Here is a 13,886-nt window from a genome sequence, read left to right as displayed (position 1 = left end):
CAACCTCATTTACCTGACAGTGCGTTAATGCGTAAGAATAGTAAGTTTATTAATTCCGCGAAGCAAGTCTCCCTTTAAGGGTCGCCAGCGTTTTTGCCAAAGGTTTACTCGCCGTATAAGAAATACGTTGTTTTGCAACAAAGGGAGGGATGTTTTTTACATTACCATAAAAAAACCCCCGCCATTCGGCGAGGGTCTGAATTTGGTGGAGCTAAGCGGGATCGAACCGCTGACCTCTTGCATGCCATGCAAGCGCTCTCCCAGCTGAGCTATAGCCCCACAGTGTCTTTACGTTCCAAACTCTTCTGGATAAGAATTTGGTGGAGCTAAGCGGGATCGAACCGCTGACCTCTTGCATGCCATGCAAGCGCTCTCCCAGCTGAGCTATAGCCCCAACGTAAAGCTGTCGTGTTGACGGGCGGCATAATATGAATTCCATTGAAGTGTGTCAACGGCAAAATCAGCTCCACTCTTTCAATCGTCGAAAAATCAGGCAAATAAAGCACATTGCGAAGCGGCTCGCAGTCCTAAGTTAAGCCTGTCACGTTTTCACGTAAAAGGGTGCTATAAGATGAACCACTAATTAACCCTACTGATACTCAGGTGATTGTATGATCAAGGAACGAATGACGCCGGAGGAGCTGTCCCGGCTCACGGGCTATAGCCGTCAGACCATCAATAAATGGGTACGTAAAGAGGGTTGGAAAACTTCACCAAGGCCGGGAGTTCAGGGCGGAAAAGCGCGTTTGGTACATGTGAATGAAAAAGTCAGGGAATTTATTCGTTCTGCCTGTCGAATAACAGACGACCCTCAGCTATCGGAAGGCAGTGCAAACCTTAACGCACTTAACGCGCTGCTCCTGACACTGGCAAATGAAATGACACCGGATGAACAAAAGCAGCTGACCACGCTGTTACTGCGGGAAGGGATTTCCGGATTATTACAACGTTTAGGAATACGTGACCAGAACTCATATGAATAAATTACGGAGCAAAATGACCACGGAAGAGTTGGCCGAAAGTCTTGGCGTGGCCAAGCAAACGGTAAACCGCTGGGTGCGCAAGCAAGGCTGGAAAACAGAGGGTATAAACGGTGTGAAAGGTGGACGGGCAAGGCTCATTCATATTGACGCCAGGGTCCGCGAGCACATCGTTAACTTGCCCGCCATTCGTAACCGTCAGGTCACCTATCATCTTGCTGAGCCGTCAGCCACATACGGTGGCACTACCCCACCTCGTGTGTTGCGTCAGGTTATCGATACACTGGAAAATATGACCCAAACCGAGCAGGAACGGCTTGCAGCACTACTGACACGTGAGGGCATCCAGGGATTTCTCAACCGTCTCGGTATTGCTGAAGAGCACGCATAAAAAACGGCAGGGAAACCTGCCGTTTAATTATCGTCTGTTGAGAAGGATTACTGCTGACTTTCGCGCTCAGCAATAAAGTCCAGGGCTTTGTTAATGCGCGCAACGCTACGAGTCTTACCAATGGCGTGGACCGTTACGTCCAGGCCGGGTGACTGGCCTGCACCTGTCACCGCGACGCGCAGTGGCATACCGACTTTACCCATACCGATTTCGAGCTCGTCTGCGGTTGCCTGAATCGCATGATGAACATTTTCTGCTGACCATTCGGTAATGGCAGCCAGTTTATCGCGCACCACTTCCAGAGGCTGACGCGCAACCGGGCGCAGGTGTTTTTTTGCTGCATCCGCATCAAACGCATCGAACTCTTCATAAAAATAGCGGCAGCTTTCAGCGATTTCTTTAAGCGTCTTGCAGCGCTCACCAAGCAGTTTCACCAGATCCGCGAGCTCAGGGCCAGTGCGGGTATCAATGTTAGCCTGCTCAATATGCCATTGCAGATAGGTCGCCACGTACTCAGGCTGCATGGTGTTAATGTAATGGTGATTCAGCCACAGCAGTTTATCGGTGTTAAACGCACTGGCTGACTTACTTACCGCGCTCAGAGAGAACAGCTTGATCATCTCTTCGCGACTAAAGATTTCCTGATCGCCACTGGACCACCCCAAACGCACCAGGTAGTTCAGCAACGCTTCAGGCAAATAGCCGTCATCACGGTACTGCATCACGCTCACTGCACCGTGGCGTTTAGACAGTTTCTTACCGTCGTCGCCATTGATCATAGAAACGTGTGCGTAAACCGGCACCGGCGCATTCAACGCTTTCAGGATGTTGATCTGGCGCGGGGTGTTGTTGATATGGTCTTCGCCACGGATAACGTGAGAGATCTCCATATCCCAGTCATCGACGACGACACAGAAGTTATAGGTTGGAGAACCATCGGTGCGACGGATAATAAGATCGTCCAACTCGTGATTGCTGATTTCAATCGGGCCACGGATCTGATCGTCAAAAATAACGGAACCGTCTTGTGGATTAGCGAAACGTACAACGCAGGGTTCATCATCAGCGTGATGTTCGTGGCTGTGGCGGCAGCGGCCGTCGTAGCGAGGTTTATCGCCATTCGCCATTTGTTCTTCGCGTAATGCATCCAGACGCTCTTTTGAGCAATAGCACTTATAGGCTGTGCCCGCGACGATCATGTCATCAATTACCGCGTTATAACGGTCAAAACGCTTGGTCTGGAAGTACGGGCCTTCATCCCACTCCAGATTCAGCCAGTTCATCCCATCCATAATGGCTTCGATGGCTTCCGGCGTGGAGCGCTCAAGATCGGTGTCTTCAATACGTAACACGAACTCACCGCCGTGGTTACGTGCAAAAAGCCAGGAATAGAGAGCAGTACGTGCTCCACCGACGTGCAAATAACCTGTCGGGCTGGGCGCGAAGCGAGTTTTGATTTTCATGAAATGGCCTTACGTTATGAACGATGCCGACGACCGGCAAATGCTGGGAAAAAAACAATGGGCAATATTCTATCACTGTGGGGCGATTCCTCAATGATGTTGCCTGTTTGACGTGCAGGTTTACTAATTTTGTTTAGAAATCATGCTGCATGGGTGGTTTAGCAATCCTTTTGTCTAATTTTACGACGAACGAACGAAAACTTTAGAAAAGGCGTTGACTCATTTTCAACTCTCCCTATAATGCGACTCCACACAGCGGGGGTGATTAGCTCAGTTGGTAGAGCACCTCCTTTACACGGAGGGGGTCGGCGGTTCGAGCCCGTCATCACCCACCATCTACTTCACGTAGACTCCGCAGTGTAGATAAGAATTTGAGATTGGGCGATTAGCTCAGTTGGTAGAGCATCTCCTTTACACGGAGGGGGTCGGCGGTTCGAGCCCGTCATCGCCCACCATTCTCAAAAAGTTTCTTATCTGAGTAGTACCGAAATGGGTGATTAGCTCAGTTGGTAGAGCACCTCCTTTACACGGAGGGGGTCGGCGGTTCGAGCCCGTCATCACCCACCATTCGGGTCGTTAGCTCAGTTGGTAGAGCAGTTGACTTTTAATCAATTGGTCGCAGGTTCGAATCCTGCACGACCCACCAATGTAAAAAAGCGCCCTAAAGGCGCTTTTTTGCTATCTGCGATTTGAACGATTCGAGCCAGCAGCAGGTTCGAGCAGCGCCAATCATCCTGCACGACCTACTAATGCAAAAGCTTAACGTTACTTGAGTATCAACACGAACTGCCTGAAATTAAGGCGTCTGCTCAATAGACTTTTCATCAGCGCCCTGCCCCTGCACATTTCGATTTTACTGCATTCTGACCTGCTAAATCTGGCAGGTACACTCAAGCTATTGTTACAAATGCCGATATTCTTGTTTTATGGCGAGAGGAAATAACATGACAACTATCCAGGCATCTACCCCTTCACTTCAGACGAGCAGCAGCGGTAGCAGTGGCAGTAGCTCAACGAGCAATGACATCTCATCACAGATCAGCCGCCTTATGACGAAGATCACCAAGCTGACCCAACAGCTTAAAGATGTCACAAGCGGGAGTGGCAGCGTCGAAGAAAAGAAAAAGCAGGCTGAGCTCATTCAGGAGCAGCTCAAAATGCTACAGGCCCAACTGGCACAGTTACAGCGCCAGCAAGCCGAAGAAAGCCAACAAAAACAAGCGCAACAACAGGGCAAAGCCGAAGGTGTGAATTCACCGACAGACAGTAATCAGATCGATATCTACATCTAATCGTCAGTTGCGTTAAACAGCGGATCGCGTATGCGGGCCTCCATTAATTGCTGTGCCTGCATACGAACGACTTCCCATAATGCGTGAGCCGCCCCTGAAAGTGAGCGGTTTTTGCGCCGCGCCAGCATCAACTTGCGTTCGATACATGGCGTAAAACGCTTTACAACCAGCCGACTTCCCTGAGGCAGCGGCAGTGCAAGCGCAGGTAACACACTGATACCAATCCCCGCCTCAACCATCGGGAATAGCGTCGCAGGATGACCAATTTCCTGCACGATTATCGCCTTAACGTTTTGCTCGGCCAGCGCCATGTCAATCAGCGGGCGGCTTCCGGACGCATAATCCTGCAGCACCAGATTCGCCCCCTGGAGTGCCTGCCACGTGACCTCTGGCAAGGCCGCCAGCGGGTCATCGTCACGACATAACAACAAGAAAGGCTCAGAGAGCACCATCTCGCACTCAAGATCCGTGACCGGACCGGGGTCGATAACAATCCCAAAATCGACATCCCCCTGACGAATGCTCTCCAGCACCCATTGCTGTGGCCGGTCATGCAGCACAAAATTGATATCGGGATAACACTGATTACTTTCAGCAATACACTGCGGAATGAGATGCGCTGAAATCGTCTGGCTTGCTGCCACGCGCACCGTTCCGGAAAGCTGCTGTCCGACTCGGCCCACATCACGCAGAGTGCTATTAAGTTCATCCAACAGTCTTTCAAGGCGTAAAGCCAGCTGCTGCCCCGCTTCAGTGAGCACCACTTCACGCGTGGTTCGATCCAGAAGACGCACGCCGGTCTGTAGCTCCAGCTCTTTCACGCTGTGGCTTACCGCCGACTGGCTCAGGCCAATTATCTCACCGGCGCGGCTAAAACTTTTGGCCTGCGCGACGGTGACAAAAACACGAAGCTGACGTAGAGAATAATTCATATTTTTAATTCATGAATGGATGCAATAAATCGATTTTATTTCTCAAACAGAACAAAGCACAATAGCGAAATCTGTTTTCAGGAGCGTTTATGAAACTCTTTCGCATTCTCGATCCCTTTACTCTTACCCTGATTGCCGTCGTGCTGCTGGCCTCATTTTTCCCGGCCCGCGGCAGCTTCGTTCCTTTCGTTGAAGGTTTAACGACCGCAGCCATTGCCCTGCTGTTCTTCATGCACGGTGCAAAACTCTCCCGTGAAGCCATCATTGCAGGCGGCAGTCACTGGCGACTGCATCTGTGGGTGATGTGCAGTACGTTTGTGATATTCCCGATCCTCGGCGTGCTATTCGCGTGGTGGGCACCGGTAAATGTCGATCCCGCGCTTTATACCGGCTTCCTCTATCTGTGCATTTTGCCGGCGACAGTGCAGTCAGCCATTGCCTTTACGTCTCTGGCCGGAGGCAACGTGGCGGCGGCAGTCTGTTCGGCGTCAGCCTCAAGTCTGTTAGGGATTTTTGTTTCGCCGCTGCTGGTCGGGCTATTGATGAACATGCATGGTGCGGAAGGCAATCTGGAACAGGTGGGCAAAATCTGCCTGCAGTTGCTGCTGCCATTTGTGCTGGGCCATCTTTCTCGCCCATGGATTGGCGACTTTGTGGCGAGAAATAAAAAGTGGATTGGCAAAACTGATCAGACGTCGATTTTGCTGGTGGTCTATTCCGCGTTTGGTGAAGCCGTCGTGAACGGTATCTGGCACAAAGTCGGCATCGGTTCGTTGCTGTTTATTGCGCTGGTGAGCTGTGTGCTGCTGGCGATAATTATTGCGGTGAACATGTTTGCCGCGCGTCGATTCGGGTTTAATAAAGCCGATGAAATCACCATCGTCTTCTGCGGGTCGAAAAAGAGTCTGGCGAATGGCATACCGATGGCCAATATTCTGTTCCCGACGTCGGTCATTGGGATGATGGTGCTGCCGCTGATGATCTTCCACCAGATCCAGCTGATGGTGTGCGCGGTGATGGCACGACGCTATAAACGTCAAACCGAAAAGCTGGCGCAGGAAGAGACCCACGCCGCAAAAGCTTAAGGCCGTTTGAGGGGCTGAACCAGATGGCTCAGCCCTTCTGATTTAATGAGCAGCGTGATAGCCATCAGCTCGCCCAGTCGGCCGGCAGGAAACTCATCCTTTCGCGCGAACCACAGAAAATACTCTTCTGGAACATCAATCAGCCGACGGCCTTTGTATTTCCCAAAAGGCATTTCGGTATTGGCGATCTCGATGAGCTGTTCTTTCTCCACGTTACTCTCCCAGTAGCCTAATCATTTCGGCTTCGTCGATAACCTCAATGCCCAGTTCCTGGGCTTTCGCCAGTTTCGAGCCTGCCGCTTCACCGGCAATCACCAGATCGGTTTTCTTCGATACGCTGCCCGCTACTTTTGCGCCCAGCGCCACCAAACGCGCTTTGGCATCGTCACGCGAAAGCTGGCTCAGACTGCCAGTGAGTACCACCGTTTTGCCCGCAAACGGGCTGTCGATTTCTTCGGCGTTGATAACAACCGGTGCGGGCCAGTGAATACCCTCTTCCAGCAGTTTGCCGATTACGTCGCGGTTACTCTCTTCAGCAAAGAAGTTAAAGACGTGAGTGGCGACCACAATCCCGACATCGGGCACTTTTTGCAGGTCGTCAATCGTCGCCTTTTCAAGCTGCTCAAGCGTACCGAAATGAGCCGCCAGACCTGCCGCTGTCGCCTCACCCACTTCGCGAATCCCCAGCGCATACAGGAAGCGGGCAAACGTCGTTTCTTTGGCTTTCTCCAGCGCGTTAACGACGTTTTGCGCGGACTTCGGTCCCATTCGATCGAGCCCGGTCAGCTTACCTGCAGTCAGGCGGAACAGATCGGCAGCCGTGTGGACATACTCTTTCTCGACCAGTTGGTCGATGATTTTATCGCCCATCCCGTCCACATCTAATGCCCGACGCGATACGAAGTGCTTGAGGGCCTCTTTACGCTGAGCACCACAAATCAAGCCGCCCGTACAGCGCGTTACCACTTCACCTTCAACACGTTCGACATCGGAGCCACAGACCGGGCAATGGGCCGGGAAAACAATCTCACGGGTATCGTCAGGACGCTCAGACTCCACGACGTTAACGACCTGCGGAATGACATCACCGGCGCGGCGAATAACGACTTTATCGCCAATACGCAGGCCCAGGCGGGCAATTTCGTCGGCATTATGCAAAGTCGCATTGCTGACCAGTACGCCAGCCACCTGCACCGGCTCCAGGCGCGCAACGGGTGTGATAGCGCCCGTGCGTCCCACCTGGAACTCCACGTCGCGCACAAAAGTCATTTGCTCCTGAGCCGGGAATTTAAACGCAACGGCCCAGCGCGGCGCGCGGGCGACGAAGCCCAACTGTTCCTGAAGCGCCAGGGAATTCACTTTGATCACCACGCCGTCAATATCAAACCCCAGCGACGGGCGGTCTTCTTCCACCTTGTGATAAAACGCCAGCACGGCTTCGGGAGAGTCGCACAGCTGTACGCGGTTGCTGACCGGCAAGCCCCACGCTTTAAACTGCAGCAAACGTCCCAGATGGGTATCAGGCAATTCGCCCCCTTCCAGAATACCGACGCCGTAGCAGAAGAACGTGAGCGGTCGCTTCGCCGTAATGCGCGGATCCAGCTGGCGCAACGACCCTGCCGCCGCATTTCGCGGGTTGGCGAAAATTTTTCCGCCCGTACGACGCGCTTCGTCGTTGATCTTCTCAAAGCCCTTCTGCGGGAGGAAAACTTCACCACGCACTTCAAGACGCGCGGGAATATTGTCACCACGCAGCGTTAACGGGATGGCGCGAATGGTCCGTACGTTGGCGGTGATATCTTCGCCCGTTGTCCCATCGCCGCGCGTCGCAGCGCGCACCAGCAGACCATTTTCATACAGAATACTGACGGCCAATCCATCAAGCTTTAGCTCACAGCACCAGGTCAGGGAATCCGCGCTTTTTAGCCGGTCCTGAACGCGCTTGTTGAACGCGAGAAAACTCTCTTCATCGAAAACGTTGTCCAGCGAAAGCATAGGGACTTCGTGACGCACCTGGCTGAAGGATGCCAGCGGCGCGGCACCCACGCGCTGGGTCGGTGAATCAGGCGTAATAAGCTCGGGGTGCTGCGCTTCCAGCTCGCGCAACTCACACATTAGACGGTCATATTCCGCATCCGGGACTTCCGGGGCGTCCATCACATGATAAAGATATTCATGATGGCGAAGTGTGGTTCTTAGCTGTGTCAGTTGTTGTTCGATTGAGTCCATAACGCACCATCAATGAGAAAAACCCCCGACATGCGGGGGTTCTGGAGGAGGGGAAGACACGCAGGTATTACGCGTTGGCTTCCTTAACTTCGCGGATGCGATCCTGATATTCGCGCAGTTTCTGCGGCGTCATCATACGACGTTGATCGTCGAGTACCATACCGCCGACTTCATCAGCGATATGCTGAGCGGATTGCAGCATCAGCTTAAAGTTTTGCAGTTCATCACCGTAAGACGGCACCTGCATAAAGATAGTGATACCCGGCGTAAGGAAATCACCGGTCATTTCCGGATCAAACGTCCCTGGGTTCACCATATTGGCCAGGCTAAACAGCGCAGGACCACTGCCATCAGGGCTTAAATGACGATGGAAAATGTTCATATCGCCAAATTTAAAGCCAGCCTGCTGAATACTGTTAAGCAGTAACTCACCATTAAGCTGGGTGCCATGGTGAGCCGCCACGTTCATGATGATGACCGTTTCTTTACGCTGCGGTTTTTCAACCACTGGCGCTTCTTCTACAACCGGTTCTGGATCAACAGGCGGTGCAGGCTGAGTCTGGACAGGCTGAGGTTCTGGCTGCGGCTGCTGAACAGGTTGCACAGGCTGATGCTGCGGAACCGACTGTGGCTGCGCGACAGGCTGTTGATGCACAGGCTGCGGTTGTGGCTGGCGGACCGGCTCTTCCACAGGCGGAGGACTCTGCGGACGCGGCTGTGCAGAAGCATACGGCGGCTGATACTGATGCTGCGGAGACTGACGAGGCGCTTCTTGCTCCCCATGGCCTACGCCGGGCGCCGTATTGACCCGATGGACGCGCACTTCACCCACGCCCTCGTCGTCGTTATCTTCGATGTCGTCATCACCGTCATCATTACGGTGAGACTTCATGCGCTTCAGTGGGCGATCGCGAAACATAGACGAACGTTCTTTACGGCTGGTCCAAAAACCATGTACCAGTAAAGCAAGTATGGCGATCGCGCCAACAATGATTAATATCAGACGCAAATCCTGCATCATTATATTCTCTGTTGTTCTAACACCTTGCCACCACGGCAAACATTTACTCACTAAGAGTATTTGCCGATTACGTCAAGTGCAAGTGTGTGCGGAGCATTCACAGCATAAAGATGGATGAAATCGTGCTTTTTGCTGTTTTTTCGAACATTTCCGAACTGGTCATTGATCCATAACTCGATAATATAGGTGAGCAATTCCACTGGTTGTGAAAAAAGGAGTACAGCCTGGTTATGGTTTCAACCTCAAATTTAGCCCCACGCAGCGGCATTGGGTATTTTTCACAGGGATGGAAACTGGTCTCCCTGCCAGGCATCCGACGCTTTGTGATCATGCCTTTACTGATCAATATATTACTGATGGGCGCCGCATTCTGGTGGCTGTTTACCCAACTCGAAAGTTGGGTGCCCTCCATCATGAGTCACGTTCCAGACTGGCTGCAGTGGCTTAGCTATCTGTTATGGCCGATTGTGGTCATTTCGGTCCTGTTGGTTTTTGGCTATTTCTTCTCGACGATAGCCAACTGGATAGCTGCCCCGTTTAATGGGCTGCTGGCTGAACAACTGGAAGCCCGGCTGACAGGCGCTACGCCGCCCGATACCGGCGTGTTCGGCATCATGAAAGATGTGCCGCGCATCATGAAGCGTGAATGGCAGAAATTTGCCTGGTATTTGCCGCGTGCCATTATGCTGCTCATTCTCTATTTTATTCCCGGCATCGGCCAGACTGTGGCTCCCGTTCTGTGGTTCCTGTTCAGTGCGTGGATGCTGGCCATACAATATTGCGACTATCCGTTCGACAATCACAAAGTGCCGTTCAAGACGATGCGCACCGCCCTTCGCAGTCAAAAAGTGATCAACATGCAGTTTGGCGCACTCACCAGCCTGTTCACCATGATTCCGGTGCTGAATTTGTTCATCATGCCTGTTGCCGTTTGCGGTGCGACAGCCATGTGGGTGGACTGTTATCGCGATAAACATGCGTTATGGAAATAGTGCAAACCTGTGTAAACCGGAGTGGCTTATGCCGCGCCTTATTCCATACTTGAACGCATTATTTCTCAACAGCATATAGATATGCGATTTCCTTACTTCCCCATACCTTCTCAACAGGTATGCTGGAGCGGTATCCCAATTTCATACAGTTAAGGACAGGCCATGAGTAAGATTTACGAAGACAACTCGTTGACGATCGGTCATACGCCCTTGGTTCGACTGAACCGTATCGGTAATGGACGCATTCTGGTGAAGGTCGAATCACGTAACCCGAGCTTCAGCGTGAAGTGCCGCATCGGTGCAAATATGATTTGGGATGCCGAAAAACGCGGCGTTCTGAAGCCTGGTATTGAACTGGTTGAACCTACCAGTGGCAACACCGGTATTGCCCTCGCTTATGTTGCTGCAGCGCGAGGTTATAAACTCACGCTGACCATGCCAGAAACCATGAGCATTGAGCGTCGCAAACTGCTGAAAGCGCTGGGTGCTAATTTGGTTCTGACCGAAGGCGCAAAAGGCATGAAAGGTGCCATTCAGAAAGCAGAAGAAATCGTTGCAGGCGATCCGGCTAAATATCTGCTGCTCCAGCAGTTCAGCAACCCAGCAAACCCGGAAATTCACGAGAAAACAACCGGTCCTGAAATTTGGGAAGACACGGACGGTCAGGTTGACGTATTTATTTCCGGTGTTGGCACTGGCGGTACCCTGACAGGCGTTAGCCGTTATATTAAAGGCACGAAAGGCAAAAAAGATCTGATTACCGTTGCGGTTGAACCAACGGATTCTCCGGTTATTGCCCAAGCACTGGCAGGTGAAGAGCTGAAACCGGGCCCGCATAAAATTCAGGGTATCGGCGCAGGCTTTATTCCAGGTAACCTGGATCTGAAGCTGATTGATAAAGTCGTTGCCATTACTAACGAAGAAGCCATCTCTACGGCGCGTCGTCTGATGGATGAGGAAGGTATTCTTGCGGGCATCTCTTCCGGCGCGGCAGTGGCTGCTGCGTTGAAACTCCAGGAAGATGAAACCTTTACCAATAAGAATATAGTGGTTATCCTCCCCTCTTCGGGTGAGCGTTATTTAAGCACTGCACTGTTTGCCGATCTCTTTACCGAAAAAGAGCTGCAACAGTAATGCCAGCATGTTAAAAACGCGTAAAAAAGCACCCTAATGGGTGCTTTTTTGTGGTCCACTTCAAACTTTTACCCCTCCTGGCATTGATTCACCCCGTCGGGTCTGGTATTTAACCTGACAATTATTTTGAAGCGCGAAATTAATCAATGTAAGAAATCGACTTGCTGAATCGATTTTATGATTTGGTTCAAGTCTTGCTTTGACTGCATAATGTTTAATGACGAGCGAAACGTCAGCGCTAACAAGACAGGCTAAAGTTAAGCCGCCAGGCTAGACTTTAGTTCCACAACACTAAACCTATAAGTTGGGGAAATACAATGTTCCAGCAAGAAGTTACCATTACTGCTCCAAACGGTCTGCATACCCGCCCTGCTGCTCAGTTTGTTAAAGAAGCTAAAGGCTTCACTTCTGAGATCACTGTTACCTCCAACGGCAAAAGCGCTAGCGCCAAAAGCCTGTTCAAACTGCAGACTCTGGGCCTGACTCAGGGCACCGTAGTGACTATTTCTGCAGAGGGTGAAGACGAGCAGAAAGCAGTTGAGCATCTGGTAAAACTGATGGCTGAGCTCGAGTAAGTTCCGGGTTCTTTTTAATATCAGTCACAAGTAAGGTAGGGTTATGATTTCAGGCATTTTAGCATCCCCGGGTATCGCTTTCGGCAAAGCACTTCTGCTGAAAGAAGACGAGATCGTCATCGACCGGAAAAAAATTTCTGCCGACAAGGTTGATCAGGAAGTTGAACGTTTTCTGAGCGGTCGTGCAAAGGCATCTGCGCAGCTGGAAGCGATCAAAACTAAAGCTGGTGAAACTTTTGGTGAAGAAAAAGAAGCCATCTTCGAAGGGCACATCATGCTGCTCGAAGATGAGGAGCTTGAGCAGGAAATCATAGCCCTGATTAAAGATAAAGGCATGACGGCCGACGCGGCTGCGCATGAAATTATCGAAGGTCAGGCAACTGCCCTTGAAGAACTCGATGATGAATACCTGAAAGAACGTGCGGCTGACGTACGTGACATCGGTAAGCGCCTGCTACGTAACATTTTAGGCCTGGCCATCATCGATCTCAGCTCAATTCAGGATGAAGTTATCCTGGTCGCCGCTGACCTGACGCCGTCTGAAACCGCACAGCTGAACCTGAACAAGGTGCTGGGTTTCATCACTGACGCAGGTGGCCGTACCTCCCACACCTCTATCATGGCGCGTTCTCTTGAACTGCCCGCGATCGTGGGTACAGGTAGCGTTACTTCTCAGGTTAAGAACGACGATTATCTGATTCTGGATGCCGTAAACAATCTGGTTTACGTCAATCCAACCAACGAAGAAATCGAGAAACTGCGCGCGGTTCAGGAGCAGGTTGCTTCCGAAAAAACCGAACTCGCTAAACTGAAAGATCTGCCAGCTATCACGCTGGACGGTCATCAGGTAGAAGTGTGCGCAAACATCGGTACCGTACGTGACGTAGACGGCGCTGAGCGCAACGGCGCGGAAGGTGTCGGTCTGTACCGTACTGAATTCCTGTTCATGGACCGTGACGCCCTGCCAACTGAAGAAGAGCAGTTCGCAGCCTATAAAGCGGTTGCTGAAGCCTGCGGCTCTCAGGCCGTTATCGTGCGTACCATGGACATCGGCGGCGACAAAGAACTGCCGTACATGAACTTCCCGAAAGAAGAGAACCCGTTCCTGGGCTGGCGTGCAGTACGTATCGCTATGGACCGTAAAGAGATCCTGCGCGATCAGGTCCGTGCGATTCTGCGTGCATCGTCCTTCGGTAAACTGCGCATTATGTTCCCGATGATCATCTCTGTTGAAGAAGTGCGTGCACTGAAGAAAGAGATCGAAATCTACAAACAGGAACTGCGTGACGAAGGCAAAGCCTTTGATGAGACAATCGAAGTCGGCGTGATGGTTGAAACACCTGCTGCCGCCGTTATTGCTCGTCATTTAGCCAAAGAAGTTGATTTCTTTAGTATCGGCACCAATGATTTAACGCAGTACACCCTGGCAGTTGACCGTGGTAATGATATGATTTCACATCTCTACCAGCCAATGTCACCATCCGTACTCAACCTGATCAAGCAAGTTATTGATGCTTCTCATGCTGAAGGCAAATGGACTGGCATGTGTGGTGAGCTTGCAGGCGACGAACGTGCTACACTTCTGTTGCTGGGTATGGGTCTGGACGAGTTCTCTATGAGCGCCATTTCCATCCCGCGCATTAAGAAGATTATCCGTAACACGAACTTCGAAGATGCGAAGGTGTTAGCAGAGCAGGCTCTTGCTCAACCGACAACGGACGAGTTAATGACGCTGGTTAACAAGTTCATTGAAGAAAAAACAATCTGCTAATCCACGAGATGCGGCCCAATT

At 51.5% G+C, this 13,886-nt stretch carries 13 protein-coding genes and 6 tRNA genes; 12 read left to right on the top strand and 7 right to left on the bottom strand.

Going from position 1 to position 13,886, the window contains the following annotated elements; translation table 11 throughout:
* Positions 1-203: 203 nt before the first annotated feature.
* Together AC0LWE_RS11735 and AC0LWE_RS11730 are read right to left on the bottom strand one after the other, a co-directional pair.
* Positions 204-279 (bottom strand) — tRNA-Ala (locus AC0LWE_RS11735).
* Between the two features lie 39 nt (positions 280-318).
* Positions 319-394: transfer RNA gene (locus tag AC0LWE_RS11730), tRNA-Ala, on the bottom strand.
* A 217-nt stretch (positions 395-611) separates the two neighbouring features.
* Between AC0LWE_RS11730 and AC0LWE_RS11725 the strand changes: the two genes are divergently transcribed.
* Both AC0LWE_RS11725 and AC0LWE_RS11720 read left to right on the top strand, forming a co-directional pair.
* Positions 612-983 carry a YfeC-like transcriptional regulator gene (locus AC0LWE_RS11725; protein WP_202667427.1) on the top strand — a complete coding sequence of 124 codons (372 nt, stop codon included), beginning with the start codon at positions 612-614 and terminating at the stop codon, positions 981-983.
* Positions 976-1,371 carry a YfeC-like transcriptional regulator gene (locus AC0LWE_RS11720; protein ID WP_202667426.1) on the top strand — a complete coding sequence of 132 codons (396 nt, stop codon included), beginning with the start codon at positions 976-978 and terminating at the stop codon, positions 1,369-1,371. The genes AC0LWE_RS11725 and AC0LWE_RS11720 overlap by 8 nt, the downstream gene beginning before the upstream one ends.
* Before the next feature lie 47 nt (positions 1,372-1,418).
* Here the strand turns inward: AC0LWE_RS11720 and gltX are convergent, their stop codons facing one another.
* Positions 1,419-2,834, bottom strand: coding sequence for a glutamate--tRNA ligase (gene gltX / locus AC0LWE_RS11715; RefSeq protein WP_219347518.1), 1,416 nt, complete (start codon positions 2,832-2,834; stop codon positions 1,419-1,421).
* Positions 2,835-3,093: 259 nt separating this feature from the next.
* On the opposite strand from gltX, the gene AC0LWE_RS11710 reads away from it, so the two are divergent.
* From AC0LWE_RS11710 to AC0LWE_RS11690, 5 genes are all read left to right on the top strand, one after another.
* Positions 3,094-3,169, top strand: a tRNA-Val gene (locus AC0LWE_RS11710).
* A gap of 44 nt (positions 3,170-3,213) precedes the next feature.
* Positions 3,214-3,289: transfer RNA gene (locus AC0LWE_RS11705), tRNA-Val, on the top strand.
* A 36-nt stretch (positions 3,290-3,325) separates the two neighbouring features.
* Positions 3,326-3,401: transfer RNA gene (locus AC0LWE_RS11700), tRNA-Val, on the top strand.
* Positions 3,402-3,404: 3 nt separating this feature from the next.
* Positions 3,405-3,480: transfer RNA gene (locus tag AC0LWE_RS11695), tRNA-Lys, on the top strand.
* Positions 3,481-3,778: 298 nt separating this feature from the next.
* On the top strand, positions 3,779-4,126 hold the full coding sequence (locus AC0LWE_RS11690; protein ID WP_202667425.1) for a FlxA-like family protein: 348 nt from the start codon (positions 3,779-3,781) through the stop codon (positions 4,124-4,126).
* Here AC0LWE_RS11690 and AC0LWE_RS11685 read toward each other — a convergent pair.
* On the bottom strand, positions 4,123-5,058 hold the full coding sequence (locus AC0LWE_RS11685; protein ID WP_059179381.1) for a LysR family transcriptional regulator: 936 nt from the start codon (positions 5,056-5,058) through the stop codon (positions 4,123-4,125). The genes AC0LWE_RS11690 and AC0LWE_RS11685 overlap by 4 nt on opposite strands.
* An 89-nt stretch (positions 5,059-5,147) precedes the next feature.
* Between AC0LWE_RS11685 and AC0LWE_RS11680 the strand changes: the two genes are divergently transcribed.
* On the top strand, positions 5,148-6,143 hold the full coding sequence (locus AC0LWE_RS11680) for a bile acid:sodium symporter family protein (RefSeq protein WP_059179382.1): 996 nt from the start codon (positions 5,148-5,150) through the stop codon (positions 6,141-6,143).
* On the opposite strand, the gene AC0LWE_RS11675 is transcribed toward AC0LWE_RS11680, so the two are convergent.
* The 3 genes from AC0LWE_RS11675 to zipA all read right to left on the bottom strand — a co-directional run bounded on the left by AC0LWE_RS11675 (position 6,140) and on the right by zipA (position 9,393).
* Positions 6,140-6,355: a DUF3820 family protein gene (locus tag AC0LWE_RS11675; RefSeq protein ID WP_059179383.1), complete on the bottom strand. Its 216-nt coding sequence runs from the start codon at positions 6,353-6,355 to the stop codon at positions 6,140-6,142. The genes AC0LWE_RS11680 and AC0LWE_RS11675 overlap by 4 nt on opposite strands.
* Position 6,356: 1 nt before the next feature.
* Positions 6,357-8,372 (bottom strand): NAD-dependent DNA ligase LigA, encoded by a 2,016-nt coding sequence (gene ligA / locus AC0LWE_RS11670; RefSeq protein ID WP_219347517.1) that lies wholly within the window; start codon positions 8,370-8,372, stop codon positions 6,357-6,359.
* Between the two features lie 67 nt (positions 8,373-8,439).
* Entirely contained in the window at positions 8,440-9,393 is a 954-nt protein-coding gene (zipA, locus tag AC0LWE_RS11665) for a cell division protein ZipA (protein WP_219347516.1), read from the bottom strand.
* A gap of 230 nt (positions 9,394-9,623) precedes the next feature.
* On the opposite strand from zipA, the gene cysZ reads away from it, so the two are divergent.
* The 4 genes from cysZ to ptsI all read left to right on the top strand — a co-directional run bounded on the left by cysZ (position 9,624) and on the right by ptsI (position 13,865).
* On the top strand, positions 9,624-10,385 hold the full coding sequence (gene cysZ / locus AC0LWE_RS11660; RefSeq protein WP_219347515.1) for a sulfate transporter CysZ: 762 nt from the start codon (positions 9,624-9,626) through the stop codon (positions 10,383-10,385).
* A 162-nt stretch (positions 10,386-10,547) separates the two neighbouring features.
* The gene (gene cysK / locus AC0LWE_RS11655) at positions 10,548-11,519 is read left to right on the top strand and encodes a cysteine synthase A (RefSeq protein ID WP_059179387.1); all 972 of its coding nucleotides are present in this window, start codon (positions 10,548-10,550) and stop codon (positions 11,517-11,519) included.
* A gap of 317 nt (positions 11,520-11,836) precedes the next feature.
* Positions 11,837-12,094 (top strand): phosphocarrier protein Hpr, encoded by a 258-nt coding sequence (gene ptsH, locus AC0LWE_RS11650; protein WP_000487600.1) that lies wholly within the window; start codon positions 11,837-11,839, stop codon positions 12,092-12,094.
* A 43-nt stretch (positions 12,095-12,137) separates the two neighbouring features.
* Entirely contained in the window at positions 12,138-13,865 is a 1,728-nt protein-coding gene (gene ptsI, locus AC0LWE_RS11645; RefSeq protein WP_015959940.1) for a phosphoenolpyruvate-protein phosphotransferase PtsI, read from the top strand.
* Positions 13,866-13,886 lie beyond the last annotated feature (21 nt).

The organism is Lelliottia sp. RD5 (assembly GCF_056032945.1).
This window is presented reverse-complemented; position numbering and strand designations above follow the sequence as displayed.